This is a genomic window from Rossellomorea sp. RS05, from assembly GCF_039822645.1.
Classification (GTDB): domain Bacteria; phylum Bacillota; class Bacilli; order Bacillales; family Bacillaceae_B; genus Rossellomorea; species Rossellomorea marisflavi_B.
In genome coordinates this window covers 14733-39459 of sequence record NZ_JBDKWY010000003.1, presented here as the reverse complement: position 1 = coordinate 39459, position 24727 = coordinate 14733, and the positions used below count along the sequence as shown (strand labels likewise).

Here is a 24727-nt window from a genome sequence, read left to right as displayed (position 1 = left end):
CTGTTCAAATCAGGGGCCCTGGCATAAAAGAATCCGCATAATCATAAGTTTTTATGTAGATGATTAGCAATTTGCCCATCTTATCATAGGATATATAGACTTATGCCTGAGGAGGGGAATGACGCGTGAAGATTCATATCGTACAAAAAGGTGATACGCTCTGGAAAATCGCCAAAAAATATGGCGTCAATTTTGAAGAGTTGAAGCACATGAACGCCCAGCTGTCCAACCCGGATATGATCATGCCCGGAATGAAGATCAAAGTCCCTACATCCGGCGGTACCGTAAAAAAAGAGACACAGATCAAGTACGGTTCCAAGGAGGCTCCCAAAAAGGAAATGCCGAAAGCAGAGCATCCTTTTAAAGAGCAGAAACCGATGACGATGCCGGCGGAACAGCCCAAGGCTGAAAAGCCGAAAGAAGCACAAAAACCGTTCACGCCAAAGATGCCACAGCCGGTCATTCCGGAGATCGACATCAATAACTATTACATGATGAATATGCAGGTCCAACCAAAGCAGCAACCGATGCAACAACCAGTCCAGCAGCCGAAACAACAGCCGATGCAACAAGTAAAACCGCAAGCAAAGCCTCAGCCACAGACTCCGCCTAAACCTACCAATATCCTTCCAAAAGCAACAGAACCAAAAAAAGAAGCACCAAAAGCAAAGCACAGCGTACAAGGGGTACAACAGGAAGAAAGCCTGGAAATGCCTCAACCACAACAAGGGGGATTCACTCAGCCTATGTATTATAATCCAAATCAATGTGTTCCTGTTTCACCGGTCATGCCGGGATTCGGTCAAGGTGGAAGCATGCAGCCGTGGCAAGGCGGCGGAATGGGCCACTGGAACCAAGTCCAGGGAGCTCAAGCACCGTGGAATCAGGTTCAGGGAGCCCAATATCCTCAGATGAACATGCCGATGATGCAGCAAGGATATGATGAAGACTCTTCCTCATTCATGCCGTTCATGCCGAATGCCCAGTCGCCGATGCAAATGCCAATGCAGTCACCGATGCAGTCACCGATGCAAATGCCAATGCAGTCACCGATGCAGATGCCGATGCAATCACCGATGCAAATGCCGATGCAAATGCCAATGCAGATGCCAATGGGCCAGCCTGGAGTAATGGGTGCAGAGGATGAGAATCAAATGATGCACCAGGGGATGCCACAACCATGCCATCCGGTATCACCAATAATGCCTGGACCAGGTTTCTGCGGACCTGGAGGATTTGGAATGCCTGGACCATGGGGGCAAAACCAAGTGCAAGGCGCCATGATGGATGGACAAATGCCGATGGGTCAGCCAGGTGTGATGGGAGCAGAGATGCATCATCAGATGCCAATGGGTCAGCCGGGTGTGATGGGAGCAGAGATGCACCATCAGATGCCAATGGGTCAGCCGGGCGTGATGGGAGCACAGATGAACCAACAAATGCCGATGGGTCAACCCGGTGTGATGGGAGCGAGTGATCAGGAAGATTGTGGATGCGGGGGTCCTCAACCACAGGGTCAGCCACAATGGCAGCAGCAGGCTCCCCAATGGAATCAGCCGATGCCATATGGAATGCCTCAGCCACAAGGTTTCGGGCCGGGAATGATGGGGCAGGGTTTGCCTCAAGGTATGCAAATGGGTGCCCCAAGAGCATTCTCCATGCCGAACTTTTATGACGAAGACAATGAAGGATAGATGGGAGCATGGAGGAGACGACTACACAGTTCGTCTCCTTTCTTTTTTGCAATGGAAGTTGGGGGAAGTCGGAGCGTCGATTGAACCCCTGAAAGACGGGAAATGGGTATTGAGGTCCGGAGGCAGGAAGTGGTTTGTCAAACGTTACTCCTCGGAGAAACGGTTTATCATCCAAGAAATGCTGATCAAGGAGCTTCTGCAAGGAGGGTTTGACCATGTCATCCCGATGCATCCACTGCATCAGACCGGAGTCATCTCGTTCGAGGGTAGTGTGATCGGGATTTCATACTGGCTTGAGACAGCTTCTGACATCGATTACGCAGATGCTTCAGACAGGCAGGAAGCGTGGCGTGTATTAAAAGGATTCCACCGTGCCTCAAGGAGGATTCAGAGCTCATGGGTCGAAGATGTGCCTGAATTCAGGTGGATTGACAAGTGGAAGAAACGGATGACGTTATTTGATTATCATCAGCCTTATCTTCAACACTTTATCGCCCCGTATTATCTGTCCACCTATCATGAATGGGGAAGGTGGGCATTGGAGGAGCTTGATGCACTTGGTCCTTATAAAGGGAGAAGATGCATGGTCCACGGGGATGTGGCCCATCACAATTTTTTGAGAGGAACAGACGGCCGTGTATACCTCATCGACTTTGATTTGTTATCAAGGTCTCCTGCCATCACAGATGATATCCAGATGGCGAACCGGGTCCTTCCGTATTTGGATTGGTCTTTGGCGGATGTAATGGCCATACCTTCTATAAGGAAGTATCGACATGATGCAGCATTCTTTCTTGGACTGATGTATCCGAGTGATATTTTCAGGGAATGGAACCGGTTCATCCGGGAAGGACAGTCATACAGGGAGCATGTGTGGCCTTATCTGGTACAGATCACATTGGGGCAGTTTCACCAGCGGATGCGTTTCGTTCAAGAGCTGCACAGTGAATTAAGGAGGATCGTCACCCATTTGTAGGAGGTTGTCCCAACTATTGATGGAATGATTGGCTCCGTTCCTCCGCACCCTATAAACGAGCACTATGCTCAAATAGTGGTGAGGGGGAATGAATACGTTGAAGAGGCGCTATGCATTTCTTGGTATGACAGCATTCATGTCGCTTAACCTTGCTGCCTGTAGCAGTGGGGAGAAAGAATCCGGTCAGCAATACACCAATTCTTATGAACCACTGGGCTACTATTCGAATGAAGGTCACGGTGGAGATAAAAATGACCGCCATGATGGTCCTTTGACCGAAATGTTTGATCACTCCGTAGGCATGGAAGGTCAAGACATCCGCAGTCAGAAACAGAAATTTCTGCAGGTGAGGGATGATGACGGCAATCCCCAGAATCCCACCACCCCCCTGGCGCCATATGACGCAGGTTTCTTTGCCCAGGATAACCGTGGAAGCCACGGCGATGCCAATTATCATGGCCATTTGGATGATAATACGCGCAAAGCACGGAATTCGTACTATACTGCCTATGAGGGAGATCTTGCCGAAAAGATCGGCGATGTCACGGGGCATGTGAAGAACGTCAGTGACGTTCGCGCCGTATCGTACGGAACCGACGTGCTGATCGCCATCGAGGTCAGGGACCATTCAAAAGAAGAAGAAACAAAGCAACGCGTAGAAAAAGCAGTACAGCCATACCTCGAAGGCAGGACGGTTTCCGTCGTGACAGATGAAGGCACATTCAGCCGGGTCCGAAATATCGATAATGACCTGAGGGGCGGCGGACCGCTGGATGGAATCAATCTGGACCTTCATGATATGTTCAATACAATCCGCAATTCGTAGAAGCTTGACTGTACGAAGGGGTGCTCCTTTGTACAGTCTTTTTTCAACGATCGGGATAAATCGTCCCACGGATGGTAAGACTAGGGATAGCAATACATAATGAATCCCGAGGTGATCACGATGACGATGAACGTTCGAATCGTGTTTATGGTGATGTTGTTGACTGGAGCCACATATTTTACTTTCTTCTATTCAGATGAAAAGCAGGCGGCGGACGGGCCGGTTCTAGAAGTACCCGTAGAGGAGACATCCGCGCATACCGTCACGCTGATCCTGGAAAGGATTTATCTGGATGGTGAAGTAAGTGAAGAAATCGTACAGGAAACCATCTGGAGCATGGAAGATTTCTGGGCTGCCTACGAAGAGTGGCAACTGATTGATATGAGCGAAGAACAAATCGTCTTCCAGAAGCAGATGGATGATATTTCACCTCTGCTCAAAACGAATGGTTACTTCGGCCTGACCGAAAAAGGGGTATTATCCATTTTCAACGGCAAGCCAGGTCAAGCGGAAATCATCCAATCCTTTTTCCAAATCGATCTTGATAAGCTGGAAAGCAATCGGCATGATGATCTGGTAAATGGGATCCCCATTACATCCAAGGAAGCGTATGTAGACGTTCTCGAACAATTGAAACCTTACTCCCTGCCACAGTGAACAGCCGGTCATTTGACCGGCTGTTTTTTCATGCGCGCATTTCAGAGGAAGCTTGTGTCGGACAAAAACCGAAAAACAAGAACAAACGTTTCTTTTTATCGGTGCTTTTCCATAAAATCAATAAGTGATATGATACAATAGATTTAATATGCGAGGCGGCGATGGCCAGTACGGAAGGCTCCCGTGAGGAGATGCACAAGGGGATTGAGAGTATAAGTGGAACCGGACCAAAAGTCAAAAGACGCCTTTCCGCTCAGCCCATCTTATGCTTGTCGCCCCTATCAAAGCCCCTCCGCATTTCTGTTGTCCAGCTCCGGAGGGTTGGCCCTCGAGGTCTTAAGTCGAGCCGGACCAAAAGGCAAAGGACGCCTTTCAGCCCGTCCCGCCTTAAGCTTGTCGGGCCAGAGCGACCCTCCTGCGTATTTCTTGTCAGAAAGTGAAGTGATATTATGTATGAATATATTCGAGGTACTGTACAGATGGTGAGTCCCGAGTATGTGGTTGTTGAAAATGGAGGGATTGGGTATCAATTGTTTGCAGCCAATCCGTTTGCATATTCGAAATATCAGGGTCAGGAAATTCAGATTTTTACATATCAGCATGTGAGGGAAGACATCATTGCCCTCTATGGGTTCCTTGCTTTGGAAGAGAAACTATTGTTCATGAAGCTCCTTAATGTATCAGGCATCGGGCCGAAAGGGGCTCTTGCCATCCTTGCATCGGGTGCGCCTCAGCAGGTGATTACCGCCATTGAGGAAGAGAATGATACATTCCTGACGAAATTCCCCGGCGTAGGGAAAAAGACGGCGAGGCAAATGATCCTTGACCTGAAAGGGAAACTGCAGGATGTTGTTCCGGACTACTTCCCAAGCCTCTTCAATCCTGAAGAAACGGTCCTTGATTCCGGGGATGAAGCATTTGAGGAAGCCATCCTTGCCCTGAAGGCGCTTGGGTATTCCGATCGAGAGGTCAAGAAAATCAAACCGAAGCTCAAAGGGCAGGAGCTCTCTTCGGATGAATATATCAGGAAGGGCCTCCAGCTTCTTCTGAAATCATAATGGAAAGGAGCAGATGAGATGGACGATCGATTGGTATCAGGCGAATCGGAACAGAATGAGGATCGTTTCGAGTTCTCCTTAAGACCACAGACCATCAAACAATATATCGGTCAGGACAAGGTCAAACACAATCTTAAAGTATTCATCGAAGCGGCGAAGATGCGGGAGGAAACCCTTGATCACGTACTCTTGTACGGGCCGCCTGGTCTCGGAAAGACGACCCTTGCAGCAGTCATCGCCAATGAGATGGGAGTCAACATGAAAACGACATCGGGTCCTGCCATTGAAAGACCGGGGGATCTTGCTGCCGTACTGACGGCCCTTGAGCCCGGAGACGTGCTGTTCATTGATGAGATCCACCGTCTGCCACGTGCCATCGAGGAGGTCCTTTATCCAGCCATGGAAGACTTCTGCCTGGATATTGTCATCGGCACCGGTCCGAGTGCACGTTCTGTCAGGCTGGATCTTCCGCCGTTCACCCTCGTGGGGGCCACGACGCGCGCCGGCGCACTCTCCGCTCCCCTCAGGGACCGCTTCGGTGTCCTCTGCAGGCTGGAGTACTATAATGAAGATCAGCTGAATGAGATCGTGAAGCGGACCGCCGCGATCCTCAGGACCGAGATCGACCCCGTGGCCGCAAGGGAGCTCGCCAGGAGATCCAGGGGTACGCCCCGAATCGCCAACCGACTCCTGAGGCGCGTAAGGGATTTTGCCCAGGTCAAATCGGACGGGAACATTTCATCGACGCTATCGAAGGAAGCGCTGGATCTTCTACAAGTGGATCAGCTCGGACTCGACCACATCGATCATAAGCTTCTCAGGGGCATCATCGAACGCTTCAGGGGTGGTCCCGTGGGGCTCGATACCATTGCAGCAAGCATAGGGGAGGAATCCCATACGATCGAAGATGTGTATGAACCTTATCTCCTGCAGATCGGATTTCTGCAACGGACCCCCAGGGGCAGGATCGTGACGCATCTTGTGTATGAGCATTTCCAACTGGAGGTGCCGGCCAATTGAGCGGCCTACCGAAACTTTTGATGATCGCGGGAGCCGTCCTTCTCGTGGCCGGCTTGCTCCTTCAATTCACGAAACTCGGGAAACTACCGGGTGATATCGTAGTGAAGAAGGAGAATGCAACTTTTTATTTCCCGCTTATGACTTCTGTCCTGTTAAGTGTTATACTGTCGTTGGTCTTTTATTTTATCGGCCGATTCAAATAATGATAAGTCAGGTGACCTAAAGTGAAAGTTGAAGATTTTGATTTCCATCTGCCGGAGGAACTGATCGCTCAGACCCCGCTTGAGAATCGTTCTGAAAGCAGACTGATGGTACTGGATAAAGAAGATGGATCCATAGATCATCTTCGATTTAAAAATATTGTAGATCTACTGGATGAAGGCGATTGCCTCGTACTGAATGATACACGTGTATTACCGGCCCGGCTTTTTGGGCAAAAAGAAGAGACGGGGGCCAACATCGAAGTCCTTCTCCTCAAACAGGAAGAAGGGGATCAATGGGAGACCCTCGTCAAACCCGCCAAGCGCGTGAAGGTGGGTACGGAGGTCGTCTTCGGGGACGGGAAGCTGAAAGCAACCTGTGTCGGGACGAAGGACCATGGCGGGAGGATCATGGAATTTGCGTACGATGGCATTTTCTATGAGGTACTTGAAGAGCTTGGTGAAATGCCTCTGCCTCCATACATCAGGGAGCGACTCGAAGAGCAGGACCGCTATCAGACCGTCTATGCCAAGGAGCGCGGATCTGCCGCAGCCCCTACTGCCGGACTCCACTTCACCGAGGAGCTACTGGAAGAGCTAAAGCAAAAGGGTGTTCATATTGCCTTCATCACGCTTCATGTCGGCCTCGGAACATTCCGCCCGGTGTCGGTGGATTCCATCGAGGATCATGATATGCATTCGGAATTCTATCAAATCTCTGAAGGCACTGCACGCCTCTTGAATGATGTCAGGGATAAGGGCGGGCGCATCATCACCGTCGGTACCACATCGACTCGGACGTTGGAGACAATTGCCTCCAAGCATGATCGTTTTGTGGAAGAGAACGGATGGACGAATATCTTCATCTACCCGGGGTATGAGTTCAAAGGCATCGATGGCTTGATTACAAACTTCCATCTGCCGAAATCGACCCTCATCATGCTCGTAAGTGCCTTCGCAGGTCAGGAGCATGTCTTGAAAGCCTATGAAACAGCCGTTCAAGAGAAGTATCGCTTCTTCAGCTTCGGCGACGCCATGTTCTTAAAATAATCAGCTGCAACACTGAAAAAGGAGAATCACACGTTGACTGCAATCAGATATGAGCACATTAAAACATGTAAGCAAACAGGTGCGCGGCTCGGGAAGGTCCATACCCCACACGGCACATTCGAAACACCGGTATTCATGCCTGTCGGTACCCTTGCCACGGTCAAGACGATGTCACCGGAAGATCTGAAGGCGATGGATGCAGGAATCATCCTGAGCAACACCTATCACCTTTGGCTGCGCCCGGGTCATGAGATCATCCGGGAAGCGGGCGGTCTCCACAAGTTCATGAACTGGGACCGTGCCATCTTGACTGATTCAGGCGGTTTCCAGGTATTCAGCCTGAGCAAGCTCCGTAAAATTGAAGAAGAAGGGGTCCATTTCCGTCACCATCTGAACGGCGATAAGCTTTTCCTTAGCCCCGAGAAGGCAATGGAGATCCAAAATGCCCTCGGATCCGATATCATGATGGCCTTTGATGAATGCCCGCCGTACCCAGCAGAATATGATTATATGAAGAGTTCAGTCGAGCGTACATCGCGCTGGGCAGAACGCTGTCTCGAAGCCCATCAGCGTCCGCAGGATCAAGGGTTGTTCGGAATTGTACAAGGAGGGGAGTATGAGGAACTCAGGAAGCAAAGTGCCCGTGACCTCACTTCACTCGACTTCCCTGGATATGCAGTCGGTGGATTGTCTGTAGGAGAACCGAAGGACGTCATGAACAGGGTCCTTGAGTTCACCACTCCTCATCTGCCTTTCGATAAGCCGAGATACCTCATGGGCGTAGGATCCCCGGATTCATTGATCGACGGAGCCATCAGGGGGATTGATATGTTCGATTGTGTCCTGCCGACGAGGATTGCCCGTAACGGTACCCTTATGACGAGTGAAGGCCGTCTCGTGGTGAAAAATGCCAAGTATGCGAGAGACTTCAGACCGATCGATGAAAAGTGCGACTGCTATACATGTAAGAACTACAGCAGGGCTTATATCCGTCATTTGATCAAATGTGACGAAACGTTCGGAATTAGGCTTACGACTTATCATAACCTGCATTTTCTGTTAAACTTAATGGAACAAGTCAGACAAGCGATTCGAGAAGATCGACTGGGGGACTTTAGGGAAGAATTCTTCGAACAGTACGGTTTCAACCGTCCGGACGCGAAGAACTTCTAATTTGAAAGGAGGGGAAACACATGCAAGGAGGACTAGGTTCAATCATCATGCTCGTCTTGATGTTCGTATTGTTTTATTTCCTGCTTATCCGCCCGCAGCAGAAACGTCAAAAAGCCGTTTCACAAATGCAAAGCGAGCTGGCTAAAGGCGATAAGGTAATAACGATCGGCGGACTTCACGGCTTCATCGATGCCATCGAAGAAGGAAAAGTCATCATCAAATGCGGTGATGGAAGCCGTCTTACATATGATCGGAATGCGATCAGGGAGATTGTTAAGACAGAAGTATAAGTATAAAAAAAGCCTGTGCTCTTCCATGCTGTCAAGCGTGGACGGGTGCAGGCCTTTTTTGTGTGATTCAGTTTTCCTGAGGGTTGCCTCCGCTCAGATTGACCCCGAGTACGCCACCCATCATCGCCGTCAGGATATAGCAACCATGATAGATGAGCTGCTCTGAAGACGGGGATGAGTCCAGCCCGAGATATTGAAAAAGGAAGACGAAAAGGGTATAAAGTATTCCCGTGGAACCTCCGAGCATCCATCCCTTGGTCTTGCCTTTTCCCCCAGACATGAATCCCCCGATGAACAGCGCCAGGAACGAAACGATGGTAATGAATAAGGAAATGGAACTCTCCGTCAGACTAGTGAACCGCAACAGCAATGAAAAGATCAAGCTTGCAGCGATGGCAATCACAAAGATGGTGACCGTGCCGAAGAGTACTGCGCCCCCTAATTTTTTGGCTTCTATGATCGATCTCTCCCTTCCAATTCTTCATTTGATGAGCTCTAGTACAAGCATATTCAGCACTAGCGGAAAAAAGACTGGCTTTTGGGCAAATATCCCTCTCATGAATGATTATCTCGAGTCGATACTATGAAGGATGAGCTGATGGAGGTGAAGTATATGGAGGAATATATCGTCATCGTGGCCCGGACGCTTATTCTTTACTTTTTGATTGTATTGATCTTCCGGATCATGGGGAAACGGGAGATAGGCGAACTGAGCATCTTGGATCTTGTGGTGTTCATCATGCTCGCCGAAATTGCGGTCATGGCAATCGAAAAGCCGAAAGATCCACTTGCCCATTCCTTGATTCCCATGGTTGTGATGGTCGTTCTGCAGCTGCTGTTCGCCATGATATCCCTCCGTTCAAAATCCTTCCGGGAGATGATCGACGGGAAGCCGGCTGTCGTCATTCATAATGGGAAGATCGACGAAGCGGTAATGAAGAAACAGCGATACAACTTCGACGATCTCCTTCTCCAGCTGAGGGAAAAGGATGTATTCAACGTGGCGGATGTCGAATTTGCAATCCTTGAAACATCGGGAAAGCTGTCGGTACTGAAGAAGCAGGGGAGCGCCGACACTTATGCTCTTCCCATCATCCTCGACGGCGAGATCCAGACCGAACATCTCCAGCAGCTCGGTAAATCCCCATTCTGGCTGAGGGGAGAGATGAAAAAGAGGGGCTATCCTGCGATCAGGGATATTGCGTTCTGCAGCTATGACAACGGAGAATTCTATATAGATGAAAAATGATCCGTGCCGAGGTCCGGATCATTTTTCTATGGTTAGACAAACCGTTTGATTACGGGGATCTTCTTCATGTCTTCCTTTGTAATCAAGCGAAGAAGGACTGAACAAAAGATATAGACGATGCACGTCGTGATAATCCCGATGACCAGGCGGATGGAAACGGGCTCAGATGGGAAGAAAGTGAGCCAGGAGTAATGACCCCACAGTCCCGAGATCACGATGACGGCTGCCACCACTGCATAGTCTCTGATATAGATCATGATGGGGACGGCTTTTAAAATGGTCATGAAGTGCAGGATGGTCACAAGGACGAAACCGACTACCATGCCTAGGGCCGCACCGTTGATACCGAACCCCGCCTGTGACGCAAGGACGAAGATCACCCCGGTCTTCACGACGGCCCCGATCAGGCTGTTGATCATGGCTGCCCTTGCGAGGTTCAGTGCTTGGAGGACTGCCTGCAACGGGCCTTGGTAGTAATAGAACAGAAGGAAAGGCGCCATGATCATGATGAACATTGCCCCACTTTCGCTGCCATACATCAGTTGCATGAGAGGCTTAGCGTAGATATAGAGGATCACGATGGATAAACCACCCGTGATCAGGCAGATCCTCAGAGCCTGTTGAAGCCGATGCTCAATCAATTTGTAATTCTTCCCGGCGTTCGCTTCGCTGATTGCCGGCACGAGGGATTGAGATAGCGATACGGTGATGAAGGAAGGGAGAAACAGGAGCGGCATGGCATAACCTGTCAGTGAACCGTATTGGGCCGTGGCCATGGAAGCTGTCACACCGGCGAGGGCCAGGCTGTGTGCGACCACGATCGGTTCGAAGAATAATGAAACCGATCCGATCATCCTGCTCCCCGTTGACGGGAGTGCCACTTGCATGAGTTCCCGCAGGGTTTCTTTCCCCTTATGGATGGATGAAAAGAATTGCTTCCGCACCCGGAATGTCTTTTTTCGTTTAAAGTAGGTGAAAAGGAAAGCCAAAGATGCAAGCTCCCCGAGGACGGAAGCCACCATGGCCGCCGCTGCAGCATATTCGATGCCGTATGGGAGGAAGGTTTTGGTCAGGACAGCGATGAGTGTGATCCTTACCACCTGCTCGATGACTTGGGAATAGGCAGGGGGCTTCATCTGCTGCCTCCCTTGGAAATAGCCCCGCAGCACGGAGGAAATGGCCACGACCGGGATGATCGGTGCGATGGCGACCAACGGATAATATGTACGCGGATCCGTAAACAGCGTCTGGGATAGATAAGGGGCCAGGAGGATGAGGGCAGGTGTGAAGATCAGGGATAGACCAAGGGTGATGGAGAGGGAGACGACCAGGATCTTTTTTACCTTTTGCCGGTCCCCGTTGCTCTCTGCTTCCGATACCGTTTTGGAAATGGAGATAGGAAGCCCGAATTGGGTGATGGTGATGACAAGGAGCAGCGTAGGGAAGGCCATCATGAAGAGACCGACACCCTCTGCCCCGATGAACCGGGCCACCACGATGCGGTTGACGAACCCCAGGACCCTCGTGATCAAGGAAGCGAGCATGAGGATGACCGTGCCTTTCAGAAATTTTGACATATACTTCCCTGCCTTCTCAAAATTGGTATAATCGTATACAATGATATATATGCATCCCAATGGTCCAAGCATGACAAGTTGGGAATAAATACGGCCGTATATTGCCGATCTTCCAAAATGGAGTGGGGAATGGAATGAAACCTAATCAGCATCCTTACGATCGATTTTATGATTCACTGGAACCTGCACTGTTAAGCAAGGTGGAGGAATTCCAACTATTCGGGTACGAGGAAGCAACTCTGGAAAGACTATGGTTATACCTGACCAAGAAGAAATGGAAAAAGCCCGAAGTGGATGTGAAAGTGTACGAGTTGGTCAGCGATATCCTCTCGGCAAAAGCAGGGGAATATATGACCTTCGAGACGATCCAGGCATATCGCTCGCCGAATTGGTTCGCCGATGTGAATGAGGATGAATTGAAGGAACTTCTGCATCCTTCCAGGGAAGAGAAATAGCACGGGAACAAATTGACATGGAATTCGTTCTCCGCCATAATGGGAATGTTGAAAGATAAAGGAATGGATTGAATATCACAGGCGATTGAAGGGGATATCTCAGACAGCCCCGGCGATCAGTCAATACGAAAAGATCATATTTGGGATGGTTTTCAAGGAGGAACTGTACATAATGGTAAAGCGTGGCCGCATCGTTGCCTTTTTCGTCCTGCTCGTCCTGCTGGCAGGAACGGTCGGGGGAACGGCAAAATCGATTATCAATGATATCAAACTCGGTCTTGACCTCCAAGGTGGATTCGAAGTGCTGTATGAAGTGCAGCCAGTCAATGGAGAAAAGATCACGAAACAGACAGTCGCCAATACGGCAGAAGCTCTCGATGAGCGGATCAACGTCCTGGGTGTAAGTGAACCAAGCATCCAGATCGAGGATAACAACAGGATCCGCGTTCAGCTCGCAGGTGTCGAAGATCAGAACCAGGCAAGGGAAATCCTATCTACTCAGGCAAATCTATCGTTCCGTGATGTAGATGATAAAGTCCGCCTGGACGGATCAGACCTGGTATCCGGTTCTGCGAAACAAACATTCAACGATAAAAATCAGCCAATCGTATCCTTGAAGCTGAAGGATCGCAAGAAATTTTATGAGCTGACACAGAATATCTATCAGATGGCTCCCCAAAATCAGCTTGTCATCTGGCTGGATTTTGAAGAAGGAAAAGATTCTTATAAGAAGGAAGCAGGCAAGGAAGATCCTAAGTTCCTTTCAGCTCCTAATGTCAACAAGCCAATCAACTCCGATGAAGTCATCATCGAAGGGAACTTCACCGTAGAGGAAGCGCAGAATCTAGCCAAACTTCTTGACGCAGGAGCACTTCCAGTCAAGCTTGAAGAGAAGTATTCCACTTCCGTCGGTGCCCAATTCGGTCAGGAAGCACTGGATAAGACCATCACGGCAGGGATCATCGGGGTGGCCCTGATCTTCTTGTTCATGATTGTGTATTATCGCCTGCCAGGATTCGTTGCCACCGTCACTCTATCGGTATACATGTATCTCGTCCTTCTACTATTCGAATTGATGAACGGGGTCCTTACATTACCTGGTATCGCCGCGATCATATTGGGAGTAGGTATGGCCGTAGATGCCAATATCATCACGTATGAGAGGATCAAAGAGGAAATCCGGGTTGGGAAACCGATTAAATCGGCCTTCCAGGCAGGGAACAAGACTTCCTTCCTTACCATCCTTGATGCCAACTTGACGACTCTCATCGCAGCGGCCGTGCTGTTCTACTTCGGGACAAGTTCGGTCAAAGGATTCGCTACCATGCTTATCATCTCCATCCTCGTCAGCTTCATCACGGCTGTCTGGGGATCAAGGGTATTGCTCAGTCTGTTGGTCAACAGCAAGCTGTTCCACAACAAACCGGGCTGGTTCGGGGTTCATAAGAAAAATGTCCACTCCCTCGCTGAGAATGTGGATACGCTCGATCTGAAAACGAAATTCGATCGCTTCGAATTTGCCAAGAACCGCAGGAAGTTCTATGCAATTTCAGCCGTTCTCATGATTGTCGGTGTGATTGCTCTTTCAATCTTCCGACTGAATCTCGGCATTGATTTCGTCAGCGGTTCCCGCGTGGATCTCATGTCCGATAAACCGCTTCAGACGGAAACGCTCAAAAAGGAACTTGATCAGATCGACCTTTCGACAGACGATATCGTCATCTCAGGCGATAACAGCCAGACAGCTGTCATCCGCTATTCAGATGATCTGTCCAAGGAAGAAATCGCAAAGTTGAAAACCTCGATGCATGATCTGTACGGGAAAGATCCAAGCATCAGCACCGTTTCCCCGGTTGTCGGGAAGGAACTTGCTAAAAACGCTGTCAAAGCCGTGGGTATTGCTTCCCTGTTCATCATCTTGTATGTAACATTTAGGTTTGAATGGAGGATGGCGATCGGTGCTATCATTGCCCTGCTGTTTGATGCGTTTCTCATTGTGTTCTTCTTCAGCGCGACCCACCTTGAGGTCGATATTACGTTCATTGCGGCGGTCTTGACGATCATCGGGTATTCCATCAATGATACGATCGTGACCTTCGACCGTCTGAGGGAGAACCTCCTCAAGCTGAAGCGGGTCAAGACTCAGGAAGAATTAGAAGATGCCGTCAACAAGAGTATCAGGCAGACGCTTGGCCGTTCCGTCAATACCGTCTTGACTGTTGTTTTCACAGTTGTTGCCATCCTGATCTTCGGAAGTGAGTCGATCCGTAACTTCTCCATCGCCTTATTGGTCGGATTACTTTCAGGGGTCTTCTCTTCTATCTACATCGCTTCTCAGATTTACCTGTCACTCAAGATCCGACAGTTGAAGAAGCACGGTCCGTTCAAAACCGTGAAAGAGAAGAAGAAATGGAGCAACGAACCTCAGGTTTAATCAGAAAGCGGGATAGGGGGCAACCCCTATCCCGCTTTTTTCATAAAGAGCAGATAAGTGGGAATCCTATGAGGAAAACGGACTAAAAGTCCGCATAGGGTTTCAGGAATCCGGAGAAAAGGGTAAATGACTAACATCCATTAGAAATCAGATGGACAGAGAAAAAGTCATATGAGGAGGGAAATGTATGAAATTTCAATGGACGTTGCTATTGGGGATCGTATTCGCACTCATCGTATCGATCTTTGCCGTCATCAATGTCGACCCGGTAACAGTAAACTACCTTTTTGGTGAAGCAGACTGGCCTCTTATATTAGTTATTCTCGGATCTGTGTTCATGGGCGGCATCATCATCGGGTCTGTAGGGCTGTTTCGGTTATTCGTCGTTCAGAGAAGGGTGAAGGCCCTTGAAAAGGAAAACCTGACCTTGAGGGAACAGATTGAGAAGACCCGGGATCAAAAGCGCCTCGATTCACAGGATACCTCATTAAAGAAGCAGGCACCCGATTCCATACAAGAAACATCTGAATGACCGGAATGAAGGCACCCATAAAGGGTGTCTTTTTCTTTTGTTCGACTTTGATGTAGATTGAAACCCCCTTACTGTTTTTGTATAATGAGAAAGGCTGAGGGGTGAAAATATGTTAAATGCAAAAACACGCTGGAAAATGAAAGATTCTGACCAGCACAAGATAGCAGAATTGGCAGAAGAGTTGAAGGTTCCCCCGCTTGTTGCGAAATTATTGATAAATCGGGATCTGGCAGATGCCGATGATGCCCGGGACTTTTTATTTGATACAGGCGGATCGTTTCATGATCCATTTCTTTTTGATGATATGCAAAAAGCGAAAGAGCGCATCATGCGGGCAATCGAGCATGAGGAGCGCATCCTTGTGTATGGTGACTATGATGCCGACGGAGTAAGTTCCACATCAGTCCTGATGACGGCACTCACAGATCTCGGAGCACAGGCTGAATTTTATATCCCCAACCGGTTTACAGAAGGATATGGACCGAATGAAGACGCCTTCAGATGGGCTGCTGATGAAGGGTTCGCCGTTATCATTACGGTGGATACCGGTATATCCGCAGTGGGAGAAGCCAAGCTTGCCAAAGAACTTGGCATCGACTTGATCTTGACGGATCACCATGAACCGGGTCCCGAATTGCCGCCGGTCTTCGCGATGATCCACCCGAAAGTGGAAGGATGCTCCTATCCATTCAAGGAACTGGCAGGGGTCGGGGTGGCTTTGAAGCTGGCTCACGCTCTCTACGGGGAGTTTCCCGACCATCTGCTGGATTTGGCCGCAATCGGTACGATTGCCGATCTGGTTCCCCTCCATGGGGAAAACCGGCTGATTGCTAAAAAGGGGATCGCCAGGCTGAAGGTAACGGACCGCCTTGGAATCAAGGCCCTGTGCCGTGTGGCGAATGCCCAGCAAAATGAGATGAATGAAGAGACCGTTGGATTCATGATTGCACCGAGGATCAATGCCGTCGGCAGGCTGGGTGATGCCGATCCCGCAGTGGATCTCATGCTTTCCCGTGATCCGGAAGAAGCAAAGGCACTCGCAGAAGAGATTGACGGCTTGAACAAAGAGCGCCAATCCATCGTAGCGAAAATGACGGAAGAAGCTGTAGAGATGGTGGAGAAGGAATTCCCTCCATCTGAAAACGGTGTTCTTGTCATCGGGAAGGAAGGCTGGAACCCTGGGGTAGTGGGGATCGTTGCCTCCCGTCTCGTCGACAGGTTTTACCGTCCGACTATTGTCCTTAGTTTCGATCCTGATTCGAATAAAGCGAAAGGTTCGGCAAGAAGCATTGCCGGGTTCGATCTGTTCAAGAATCTGTCCATGAATCGTAAACTCCTTCCCCATTTCGGGGGGCATCCGATGGCTGCGGGAATGACCCTTGCCCTATCCGATGTCGATGAGCTCCGTTCAAGATTGAATGAACAGGCAAAAGAAGTCCTGAGCGAAGACGATTTCATCCCGGTTACAGAGCTCGATGCCGAAGTCGCCGTGGACGAGATCACCGTTGAATCCATCGAGAAAATGCAGCTCCTTGCGCCATTCGGGATGAACAACCCGAAGCCGAAGTGGGTCATACGGGATGTATCGATCGATCATTATAAAAAGATCGGTTCTGCTCAGAATCACCTTAAGCTTGTCCTAGCCGAAAACGGTGTACAAGTGGATGGGGTTGGGTTCGGCCTCGGTGAACTTGCCGATCACATGACGCCTTATGTAAAAGCTTCCGTTATCGGAGAACTGTCGATTAATGAATGGAATAATCGCAAGAAGCCTCAGATCTTCCTGCAGGATATCCAGATTTCGTCCTGGCAGCTTTTCGATATGAGGGGGATCAAGCAGGTGACGAAATGGGCCCCTCTCATTCCTGATGGTGACAGGGTGATCGTATGCTTCCATCCGAAATCGGCGGATACAACGCTGTTCAAAGGGGAAGTCCGGTACATCCAGAGTGAATCCGATCTTGAAGGGCTCGTGGTGGATGGATGCAATCTCGTACTCCTCGATCTCCCTGGGGACCGTCGACTGATGGAGCAGCTTCTTGAACTCGGCAGGCCGCATCGCATCTACGCCCATTTCCACCAGCATGAAGACCATTTCTTCAGTACGATGCCCACCCGTGATCATTTCAAATGGTATTATGCCTTCCTTCATAAGAGGGGTTCATTCGATCTGAAGAAACACGGTAATGACCTTGCCAAGTACAAGGGGTGGTCCTTGGAAACAATCGATTTCATGTCAAAGGTGTTTTTTGAATTGAAGTTTGTTACAATAGAAGATGGTTTGATTTCTCTTCATCCTGTCAAAGTGAAGAAAGACCTGTCCGAATCTCCTGCCTACATGAGGAAGCAGCATCAGTACGAGCTTGAAAATGAGCTCCTGTACTCGTCATATCAGGAACTGAAGACATGGTTCAGCGAAAGGATGAAAGAGTCCGCTATAGTTGAGGAGGAAGTAGAAGCATGGACTTGAAACAATATGTCACGATCGTTGATAACTGGCCTAAAGAAGGCATTAAGTTTAAAGACATCACCACTCTAATGGACAATGGTGATGCATATAGATACGCAACGGATCAGATCGTGGAATACGCAAAGGAAAAACAGATCGATCTGGTTGTCGGACCGGAAGCAAGGGGCTTCATCATCGGCTGCCCAGTGGCGTATGCTCTTGGGGTAGGATTCGCTCCTGTCAGGAAACCTGGCAAGCTCCCACGTGAGACGATCCAACAGCAATACGGGCTTGAGTACGGAAAAGATGCCCTGACCATCCATAAGGATGCCATCAAACCGGGACAGCGCGTATTGATCACAGACGATCTACTCGCTACAGGCGGTACGATCGATGCGACAATCAAGCTTGTAGAAGAGCTCGGCGGGATCGTTGCCGGTACAGCCTTCTTGATCGAACTGACCTATCTTGACGGTCGTGATAAGCTTGAAGGCTACGATATCATGACTTTGATGCAATACTGATCATACATAAGGGACCGACATCATAGAAAGATGCCGGCCCTTATTTTTTTATAGCCGTTCACGATCCATGTCGGAAGTTCCCTCCATGACAGGTAAGTTATCTTTCTATGTAATCGTCACCATTCGACAAAACCAGATGAAATCTGAGAATTTTAGCCCAAACCCTTTACATAATCGCTTTTTTTTTTGATAATGGTAACAATCGTTTTATTTTCAAAACGCGTCAGAGCGTTCGAATAGATAGAGTATGTCGGTGCCTTTCATTAGGCGCTGAACCAAATTTATATATAAAGGTGATTTTGATCATGGCGAAGGATCAAGTATTAACCCCTGAACAGGTTATAGATAAAACAAGAGAATATTTGAATGACGAGCATGTAGGATTGGTGGAAAAGGCATACGAGTATGCACGGGAAGCCCATAGCGAACAGTACCGAAAGTCGGGTGAACCCTATATCATCCACCCGATTCAGGTGGCTGGGATCCTGGCAGATCTCGAGATGGATCCGGCAACTGTGGCTGCCGGTTTTCTTCATGATGTTGTAGAGGATACAGGGATATCCCTGCAGCAGATCGAAGAAGACTTCAACTCTGAAGTGGCCATGCTTGTTGACGGGGTGACAAAGCTCGGGAAGATCAAGTACAAGTCCCAGGAAGAGCAACAGGCAGAAAACCACCGGAAGATGTTCGTGGCCATGGCAAGGGATATCCGTGTCATCTTGATCAAGCTCGCCGACCGCCTCCATAATATGAGGACGCTCAAGCATCTTCCTCAGGAAAAACAGCGCAGGATCGCGAACGAGACACTGGAAATCTTCGCCCCTCTTGCCCACCGTCTTGGTATATCCAAGATCAAATGGGAGCTCGAGGACACCAGTCTCCGGTACTTGAATCCACAGCAGTATTACCGCATCGTCAACCTCATGAAGAAGAAGCGTGCAGAGCGGGAAGAGTATTTGGAGGAAGTCGTCGACGATGTGAAGGATCACCTCAGTGATGTAAAGATCATCGCTGACATTTCCGGCCGTCCGAAGCACATTTACAGCATCTACCGGAAAATGGCCCTTCAAAATAAACAATTCAATGAAATTTATGACCTTCTGGCCGTAAGGATCGTCGTGGACAGCATCAAGGATTGCTATGCCGTCCTCGGAATCATCCATACAAGATGGAAGCCGATGCCAGGCCGTTTCAAAGACTACATCGCCATGCCCAAACCGAATATGTACCAGTCCCTCCATACGACCGTGATCGGACCGAAAGGGGATCCCCTTGAAGTGCAGATCAGGACGCTTGAAATGCATGAGATCGCGGAGTACGGTGTTGCAGCCCACTGGGCATATAAAGAAGGCAAGGAAGCCAATGAACCGGTTTCCTTCGATAAGAAACTCTCATGGTTCAGGGAGATCCTTGAGTTCCAGAATGAATCGGCAAACGCCGAGGAGTTCATGGAGTCCCTTAAGATCGACCTATTTTCCGACATGGTCTTTGTCTTCACTCCGAAAGGGGATGTCCTGGAGCTTCCGTCCGGATCGGTACCGATTGATTTTTCATACCGGATCCATTCGGAAATCGGGAATAAAACGATCGGGGCCAAGGTCAACGGGAAGATGGTCACCCTCGATTATAAATTGAAAACCGGGGATATCATTGAAATCCTTACGTCCAAGCACTCCTATGGACCGAGTCAGGACTGGCTGAAGCTTGCCCAGACGTCTCAGGCGAAAAATAAGATCCGACAGTTCTTCAAAAAGCAGAGAAGAGAAGAAAACATCGAGAAGGGCCGGGAAATGGTCGAGAAAGAGATCAAGGCCCAGGATTTCGATGTGAAGGAAATTCTCACGTCTGAAAACATCAAGCGGGTGTTCGAGAAGTTCAATTTCTCCAATGAAGATGATATGTACGCGGCTGTCGGCTATAACGGCATCACCGCAGCGCAAATCGCCAACCGCCTCACGGAGAAGGAACGAAGGAAACGGGAACAGGAAGATATTCTTGAAGAAACCGTGAAAGAACTGAACGCCCAGCCTCAGAAGCGGAAGAAGAAGGATGCAGGTGTGCATGTGGAAGGGATCGATAACCTTCTGATCCGTCTGTCCCGCTGCTGTTCACCTGTACCTGGCGATGAGATCGTCGGCTTCATTACGAAGGGCCGTGGTGTGTCCGTCCACCGCTCCGACTGTACGAATGTCTTGGCGGAAGGGGTGGAACAACGCCTCATACCCGTTTCGTGGGAAAGCGACCGCTATGACCAGAAAGAGTACAACGTGGATATCGAGATCTCAGGTTATGACCGTCGCGGTCTTCTGAACGAAGTGCTCCAAGCGGTCAACGAAACCAAAACGAATATATCGGCTGTCAGTGGGAAGTCAGATCGGAATAAAGTGGCAACCATCAATATGTCGATTTCCATTCATAATATTTCCCATCTCCATAAAGTTGTGGAGCGGATCAAGCAGATTTCTGATATTTATGCTGTGCGAAGAATTATGAACTAAAGGGGTTTTAGGTAATGAAAGTTGTACTGCAACGGAGCAAACAAGCATCCGTGACGGTGGACGGCGAAGTGAAGGGCCGTATTCAGTCTGGACTCGTCCTCCTTGTCGGGATCACTCACGGGGATACGGAGGCGGAAGCGGCCTATATTGCCGATAAGGTCGTAAACCTCAGGATCTTCGAAGACGGAGATGGAAAGATGAATGATTCCCTTCTAGACCGGGGAGGAGAGATTCTCTCCATATCACAGTTCACCCTCTACGGGGACACCCGGAAGGGCAGGAGGCCCAACTTCATGGATGCTGCTAAGCCTGAAGAGGCAGAAGCCATCTATGACCGTTTCAATGCACTCCTCAGGGAGAAGGGCATTCAGGTAGAAACCGGGGTTTTTGGTGCCATGATGGACGTACAACTCATCAATGATGGCCCTGTGACCTTGATTGTAGAGAAATAAACGCAATGAGAAAAGCCAGGGAGGTGAGCCTCCCTGGCTTTTCGTCAATCTGTAAAGTATTCGCTCAATCCGTAATAGATGCTGGTGGCCGCAGTATCCTGGAAGTAGGCCGTATTTACATTTGCCTCTTCGGATGCATTGCTGAGGAATCCAAGCTCCACCAGGACGGCCGGCCTCATGTTTTCACGGATCACATGGTAGTCGCCGTTCCGGACGCCGCGATCGGCATTAGGCATTCTTCCGGAAAGGGCAGAATGGACCGATTCGGCCAAATCCTTTTGCTGTGCCCCGTTATAATAGGTGGTATGTCCTGTGATGGACGAATCGTAGATGCTGTCGAAGTGAAGACTGACAAACGCATCGGCCATATAATAATGAGATAATGATACCCTGGATGGAAGGGAGATGAATTCATCGTTCCTTCTCGTCAGAATCACTTCCGCACCTGCACTCCTTAATTTGTCTGCCACGAGCTGGGCAGTCTTCAGGGTCAGGTTTTTTTCATGTGTGCCGTTGACACCTGTCGTCCCTCCGTCACGTCCGCCGTGCCCCGGATCGAGGACGATGGTCTTACCTTCAAGTCCGCCGGACGTTTCAGGAGCCGGGGACGTACCGCCTTTTTTGCTTGATACAATCCAGTTGGCTACAAACGCACTGGCACCGTCGGAGAGCCTGATTTCGTACCAGTCACCCGATGTTCCCACCACATCGAAGGTCGAACCGCTGCCGGCCCTTTCCACGACGCTTGCCTGGCTGTTTGGACTGCTTCTGAGGTTGGTGCCATCATACAGGATTGTGATGGAATCAGGAGCGCCTTCTGACATGGACGTTCCTTCAGTTTGTTCCTCTTTGTCATCACCGGCGATTTTCATGAACCAGCCTGCCACCCATCCATCCCCGCCGTTCGAGAGTTGGATCCGATACCATTCATTTGATTCTTCAAGGATGGAATAGGATTCTCCTCGGGTGACTTTCCCGACGATACTGCCATTCAGGGAGGCCTCATCGCGCACTAGCAGCGATTCCACATTGACGGTGGCGGTAGCAGAAGGAGAACCGGGTTCTTCTTCTGCGCCGGATTCTATACCGGAAAGGGACAGATAATCTTGATTGATCCAGGCTGTGCCCCCATCATAAGAGATTTCATACCAGCCCTGTACACTTCCGGTGATTGACACTTCTTCCCCGCTTGATAGGGTGCCGAGGCGATCGCTATCCGTGGACGGGGCTTTCCTTATATTGATCGAATCTTCTGTCGTCGTCCCTTTAAGACCGGAGGATGCAGAAGCCTGCGCTGTCCCTGCAGAATCAGATTGGGTAACGAGCCACTCAGCTACCCAGCCTTCTCCTTGGGGCGTATCGATTTTGTACCAGTCCCCATCATTCCCGGTGACCGTATACTCTTCCCCTTTGGCTGCCTGCATGAGGATTGGATAGCTGAGTCCTGGCCCCGTCCTCACATTGAGGGTAGGAACCCCGATACTCACCTGTTCCCCGGATGCACTTGCCTTCACAGAGGTAAGAAGGGGGACCAGGAGACAGACGATCAGGAAGGATATGTAGATTTTCTTGATGTTGACAACCTCCTCTCTCTTCATGGACATCATTAGTAATATCGGACTGTCACACGTATTCTGAACTCATTTTGAAGAAAACACCTTCAAAAATGACCCATACCCACATAAATACGAGATAAAAAATAAAATTCCTTTATTACAATAGAAATTTAGTCATTTGGAAAGGATAGATGGTAGGAATAGTGAAAGGGAGGGTACTATGCGATCAAGCGATAAAGCTTTTCTGAATATGACTAGTGAAAAAGCACTATTTCAGACGGATTTTCACCATTTCATGGAAATGGAAAAAGGCGCGTTGAACATGGAGCTTGCATCTGAGTTCGGTCTGACGCTGAAGGATGTCCGCCTATTGAAAAAGAAAATGGAGAGGTCCTGACGAAACCCCTTGACATGAACCTGCCTCATCCGTATTATTATAGAAATAATATAGCTTTCAAAAACCGACGATCGAGAATAGTAGCTGGTCTCCACCTGCGAAGAGAGGAAATGCCCTGGGCTGCAAGCATTTCTGCAAGGTACATCAGTGAATGAACACTCGGGAGGCTCCGCCCTGAAACCAGAGTAGGGGATGGACGTACCAGGCGTTAACTGGTGAAGTGGGAGTCTATAGGACTCCAATTAGGGTGGCACCACGGGAATAACAGCTCTCGTCCCTTGTATTTATTACAAGGGATCGAGGGCTTTTTTTATTGCCTCGATTTACGGGGACATACATATCAAGGCTTTATGAAAAGGAGGAATCCCCTTGTCTATTCAAATACCAAGAGGAACACAGGACATTCTGCCCGGAGAAGTAGAAAAGTGGCAATATATCGAAAAGGTGGCGACCGATCTTTGTCGCGCTTATCAATACAATGAAATCCGAACGCCGATCTTTGAATCGAGTGAACTTTTCACGCGTGGTGTCGGTGACACGACCGATATTGTACAAAAGGAAATGTACATGTTCGAAGATCGCGGAGGAAGGAGCCTGGCACTCCGCCCTGAAGGTACGGCGTCCGTCGTACGTTCATTCGTAGGAAATAAGCTGTTCGGAAATGCGAATCAGCCGACCAAACTGTTCTATACCGGACCGATGTTCCGCTACGAGCGTCCACAAGCTGGCCGCTACCGCCAGTTCGTACAGTTCGGTGTGGAAGCACTTGGAAGTGAAGACCCGGCCATCGACGCAGAGGTCCTCTCGCTCGCCATGGGCATTTACAAAAAACTTGGACTTCGCAAGTTGAAACTTGTTGTCAACAGCCTGGGTGATGGAGGCAGCCGACAAGCGCATCGTGAAGCGCTGATCAATCACTTCAAGCCTAGGATCGGTGAGTTCTGCTCCGATTGTCAGAATCGACTAGAGAAGAATCCACTTAGGATCCTGGACTGTAAGAAGGACCGCGACCATGAATTGATGGCAACGGCTCCGTCCATCCTAGACTACCTGAATGAAGAATCCAAGGCCTATTTTGAAAAGGTGCAATCGTATCTCACCAGCATGGACGTAGAGTTCGTCGTAGATCCGACTCTTGTTCGCGGCCTGGACTACTATAACCATACAGCGTTTGAAATCATGAGTGAGGCAGAAGGCTTCGGTGCCATCACCACCCTCTGCGGAGGGGGTCGCTACAACGGACTCGTTCAGGAAATCGGCGGACCCGAAACACCGGGTATCGGATTTGCATTCAGCATTGAAAGGCTCATCGCGGCCCTTGAAGCCGAAAAAGTGGAGCTCCCGATCCAACAAGGCGTCGATTGCTATATCGTCGCCATGGGGGAAGAGGCCAAAGCATATGGCGTTAAACTCCTTCATCAGCTGAGGGAAGCGGGGATCTCTTCCGAGAAAGATTATCTTGACCGAAAAGTGAAGGCCCAGTTCAAGAGCGCTGACCGTCATCAGGCCAAATACGTAGCTGTGATCGGTGAAAATGAACTTCAGGAAAACAAAGTGAACGTGAAAGATATGGCAACAGGGGAGCAAGAGGAAGTCGCCATTGACTCATTCGTTGACCACATCAAGAGCAAGCTTGTCTAACATAATCGCCAGGAGGAGA

At 49.4% G+C, this 24727-nt stretch carries 23 protein-coding genes and 1 other annotated feature; of the genes, 20 read left to right on the top strand and 3 right to left on the bottom strand.

The features are described 5' to 3' along the window. Positions 1–125: 125 nt before the first annotated feature. From safA to yajC, 10 genes are all read left to right on the top strand, one after another. Positions 126–1694 (top strand): SafA/ExsA family spore coat assembly protein, encoded by a 1569-nt coding sequence (safA, locus tag ABJ225_RS10015; RefSeq protein WP_347319940.1) that lies wholly within the window; start codon positions 126–128, stop codon positions 1692–1694. Between the two features lie 46 nt (positions 1695–1740). Further along, positions 1741–2670, top strand: a complete 930-nt coding sequence (locus ABJ225_RS10010; RefSeq protein WP_347319938.1) for a phosphotransferase — start codon at positions 1741–1743, stop codon at positions 2668–2670. Positions 2671–2758: 88 nt separating this feature from the next. After that, positions 2759–3496: a YhcN/YlaJ family sporulation lipoprotein gene (locus ABJ225_RS10005; protein ID WP_481900617.1), complete on the top strand. Its 738-nt coding sequence runs from the start codon at positions 2759–2761 to the stop codon at positions 3494–3496. Between the two features lie 126 nt (positions 3497–3622). Next, a complete protein-coding gene (locus ABJ225_RS10000) occupies positions 3623–4153 on the top strand; it encodes a BofC C-terminal domain-containing protein (RefSeq protein WP_347319934.1) in 531 nt (176 codons plus the stop codon). A gap of 449 nt (positions 4154–4602) precedes the next feature. Beyond that, positions 4603–5211: a Holliday junction branch migration protein RuvA gene (ruvA, locus tag ABJ225_RS09995; RefSeq protein ID WP_053426454.1), complete on the top strand. Its 609-nt coding sequence runs from the start codon at positions 4603–4605 to the stop codon at positions 5209–5211. A gap of 18 nt (positions 5212–5229) precedes the next feature. After that, positions 5230–6231, top strand: coding sequence for a Holliday junction branch migration DNA helicase RuvB (gene ruvB / locus ABJ225_RS09990; protein WP_218246276.1), 1002 nt, complete (start codon positions 5230–5232; stop codon positions 6229–6231). Then, entirely contained in the window at positions 6228–6434 is a 207-nt protein-coding gene (locus ABJ225_RS09985) for a DUF2905 domain-containing protein (RefSeq protein WP_048006216.1), read from the top strand. The genes ruvB and ABJ225_RS09985 overlap by 4 nt, the downstream gene beginning before the upstream one ends. Before the next feature lie 21 nt (positions 6435–6455). Next, on the top strand, positions 6456–7481 hold the full coding sequence (gene queA / locus ABJ225_RS09980; RefSeq protein ID WP_079516464.1) for a tRNA preQ1(34) S-adenosylmethionine ribosyltransferase-isomerase QueA: 1026 nt from the start codon (positions 6456–6458) through the stop codon (positions 7479–7481). A 33-nt stretch (positions 7482–7514) separates the two neighbouring features. After that, the gene (gene tgt, locus ABJ225_RS09975) at positions 7515–8654 is read left to right on the top strand and encodes a tRNA guanosine(34) transglycosylase Tgt (protein ID WP_053426458.1); all 1140 of its coding nucleotides are present in this window, start codon (positions 7515–7517) and stop codon (positions 8652–8654) included. Between the two features lie 20 nt (positions 8655–8674). Then, on the top strand, positions 8675–8944 hold the full coding sequence (gene yajC, locus ABJ225_RS09970; RefSeq protein WP_053426459.1) for a preprotein translocase subunit YajC: 270 nt from the start codon (positions 8675–8677) through the stop codon (positions 8942–8944). Positions 8945–9011: 67 nt separating this feature from the next. On the opposite strand, the gene ABJ225_RS09965 is transcribed toward yajC, so the two are convergent. Continuing rightward, positions 9012–9401 carry a TIGR04086 family membrane protein gene (locus ABJ225_RS09965; RefSeq protein WP_162838958.1) on the bottom strand — a complete coding sequence of 130 codons (390 nt, stop codon included), beginning with the start codon at positions 9399–9401 and terminating at the stop codon, positions 9012–9014. A gap of 156 nt (positions 9402–9557) precedes the next feature. On the opposite strand from ABJ225_RS09965, the gene ABJ225_RS09960 reads away from it, so the two are divergent. Next, positions 9558–10193 carry a DUF421 domain-containing protein gene (locus ABJ225_RS09960; protein ID WP_159640553.1) on the top strand — a complete coding sequence of 212 codons (636 nt, stop codon included), beginning with the start codon at positions 9558–9560 and terminating at the stop codon, positions 10191–10193. Between the two features lie 32 nt (positions 10194–10225). On the opposite strand, the gene spoVB is transcribed toward ABJ225_RS09960, so the two are convergent. Beyond that, positions 10226–11770 carry a stage V sporulation protein B gene (gene spoVB, locus ABJ225_RS09955; protein ID WP_347319928.1) on the bottom strand — a complete coding sequence of 515 codons (1545 nt, stop codon included), beginning with the start codon at positions 11768–11770 and terminating at the stop codon, positions 10226–10228. A gap of 134 nt (positions 11771–11904) precedes the next feature. Here spoVB and ABJ225_RS09950 point away from each other — a divergent pair, with 134 nt between their 5' ends. From ABJ225_RS09950 to dtd, 7 genes are all read left to right on the top strand, one after another. Further along, on the top strand, positions 11905–12225 hold the full coding sequence (locus ABJ225_RS09950; RefSeq protein WP_347319926.1) for a post-transcriptional regulator: 321 nt from the start codon (positions 11905–11907) through the stop codon (positions 12223–12225). 172 nt (positions 12226–12397) lie between these two features. Next, the gene (gene secDF, locus ABJ225_RS09945; RefSeq protein ID WP_218246274.1) at positions 12398–14659 is read left to right on the top strand and encodes a protein translocase subunit SecDF; all 2262 of its coding nucleotides are present in this window, start codon (positions 12398–12400) and stop codon (positions 14657–14659) included. A gap of 187 nt (positions 14660–14846) precedes the next feature. After that, positions 14847–15191: a LapA family protein gene (locus tag ABJ225_RS09940; protein ID WP_218246273.1), complete on the top strand. Its 345-nt coding sequence runs from the start codon at positions 14847–14849 to the stop codon at positions 15189–15191. Positions 15192–15300: 109 nt separating this feature from the next. Continuing rightward, complete coding sequence (gene recJ / locus ABJ225_RS09935) at positions 15301–17661, top strand: single-stranded-DNA-specific exonuclease RecJ (protein ID WP_347319924.1); 2361 nt, start codon at positions 15301–15303, stop codon at positions 17659–17661. Beyond that, the gene (locus tag ABJ225_RS09930) at positions 17652–18164 is read left to right on the top strand and encodes an adenine phosphoribosyltransferase (protein ID WP_048006207.1); all 513 of its coding nucleotides are present in this window, start codon (positions 17652–17654) and stop codon (positions 18162–18164) included. Before recJ ends, ABJ225_RS09930 begins: the two co-directional genes overlap by 10 nt. Before the next feature lie 305 nt (positions 18165–18469). Beyond that, positions 18470–20662, top strand: a complete 2193-nt coding sequence (locus ABJ225_RS09925) for a RelA/SpoT family protein (RefSeq protein ID WP_056535148.1) — start codon at positions 18470–18472, stop codon at positions 20660–20662. Between the two features lie 14 nt (positions 20663–20676). Further along, entirely contained in the window at positions 20677–21114 is a 438-nt protein-coding gene (dtd, locus tag ABJ225_RS09920) for a D-aminoacyl-tRNA deacylase (protein WP_056535151.1), read from the top strand. A gap of 44 nt (positions 21115–21158) precedes the next feature. Here dtd and ABJ225_RS09915 read toward each other — a convergent pair whose 3' ends face one another. Then, complete coding sequence (locus ABJ225_RS09915) at positions 21159–22712, bottom strand: N-acetylmuramoyl-L-alanine amidase family protein (RefSeq protein ID WP_347319921.1); 1554 nt, start codon at positions 22710–22712, stop codon at positions 21159–21161. Between the two features lie 178 nt (positions 22713–22890). On the opposite strand from ABJ225_RS09915, the gene ABJ225_RS09910 reads away from it, so the two are divergent. Both ABJ225_RS09910 and hisS read left to right on the top strand, forming a co-directional pair. After that, the gene (locus ABJ225_RS09910; RefSeq protein WP_079516458.1) at positions 22891–23067 is read left to right on the top strand and encodes an RNA polymerase subunit sigma-70; all 177 of its coding nucleotides are present in this window, start codon (positions 22891–22893) and stop codon (positions 23065–23067) included. 58 nt (positions 23068–23125) lie between these two features. Beyond that, positions 23126–23349: a binding site (T-box leader), on the top strand. An 87-nt stretch (positions 23350–23436) separates the two neighbouring features. Further along, entirely contained in the window at positions 23437–24708 is a 1272-nt protein-coding gene (gene hisS, locus ABJ225_RS09905; RefSeq protein ID WP_347319919.1) for a histidine--tRNA ligase, read from the top strand. The last annotated feature ends 19 nt before the right edge of the window (positions 24709–24727 follow it).

Excerpts from the sequence above, each read along its gene's own strand:
- ABJ225_RS10005 (WP_481900617.1), top strand. The coding sequence starts at position 2,759 with ATGAATACGTTGAAGAGGCGCTATGCATTTCTTGGTATGACAGCATTC.
- ABJ225_RS10000 (WP_347319934.1), top strand. The coding sequence starts at position 3,623 with ATGAACGTTCGAATCGTGTTTATGGTGATGTTGTTGACTGGAGCCACA.
- ruvA (WP_053426454.1), top strand. The coding sequence starts at position 4,603 with ATGTATGAATATATTCGAGGTACTGTACAGATGGTGAGTCCCGAGTAT.
- ruvB (WP_218246276.1), top strand. The coding sequence starts at position 5,230 with ATGGACGATCGATTGGTATCAGGCGAATCGGAACAGAATGAGGATCGT.
- yajC (WP_053426459.1), top strand. The coding sequence starts at position 8,675 with ATGCAAGGAGGACTAGGTTCAATCATCATGCTCGTCTTGATGTTCGTA.
- ABJ225_RS09960 (WP_159640553.1), top strand. The coding sequence starts at position 9,558 with ATGGAGGAATATATCGTCATCGTGGCCCGGACGCTTATTCTTTACTTT.
- spoVB (WP_347319928.1), bottom strand. The coding sequence starts at position 11,770 with ATGTCAAAATTTCTGAAAGGCACGGTCATCCTCATGCTCGCTTCCTTG.
- ABJ225_RS09950 (WP_347319926.1), top strand. The coding sequence starts at position 11,905 with ATGAAACCTAATCAGCATCCTTACGATCGATTTTATGATTCACTGGAA.
- secDF (WP_218246274.1), top strand. The coding sequence starts at position 12,398 with ATGGTAAAGCGTGGCCGCATCGTTGCCTTTTTCGTCCTGCTCGTCCTG.
- ABJ225_RS09940 (WP_218246273.1), top strand. The coding sequence starts at position 14,847 with ATGAAATTTCAATGGACGTTGCTATTGGGGATCGTATTCGCACTCATC.
- recJ (WP_347319924.1), top strand. The coding sequence starts at position 15,301 with ATGTTAAATGCAAAAACACGCTGGAAAATGAAAGATTCTGACCAGCAC.
- ABJ225_RS09930 (WP_048006207.1), top strand. The coding sequence starts at position 17,652 with ATGGACTTGAAACAATATGTCACGATCGTTGATAACTGGCCTAAAGAA.
- ABJ225_RS09925 (WP_056535148.1), top strand. The coding sequence starts at position 18,470 with ATGGCGAAGGATCAAGTATTAACCCCTGAACAGGTTATAGATAAAACA.
- dtd (WP_056535151.1), top strand. The coding sequence starts at position 20,677 with ATGAAAGTTGTACTGCAACGGAGCAAACAAGCATCCGTGACGGTGGAC.
- ABJ225_RS09915 (WP_347319921.1), bottom strand. The coding sequence starts at position 22,712 with ATGAAGAGAGAGGAGGTTGTCAACATCAAGAAAATCTACATATCCTTC.
- ABJ225_RS09910 (WP_079516458.1), top strand. The coding sequence starts at position 22,891 with ATGCGATCAAGCGATAAAGCTTTTCTGAATATGACTAGTGAAAAAGCA.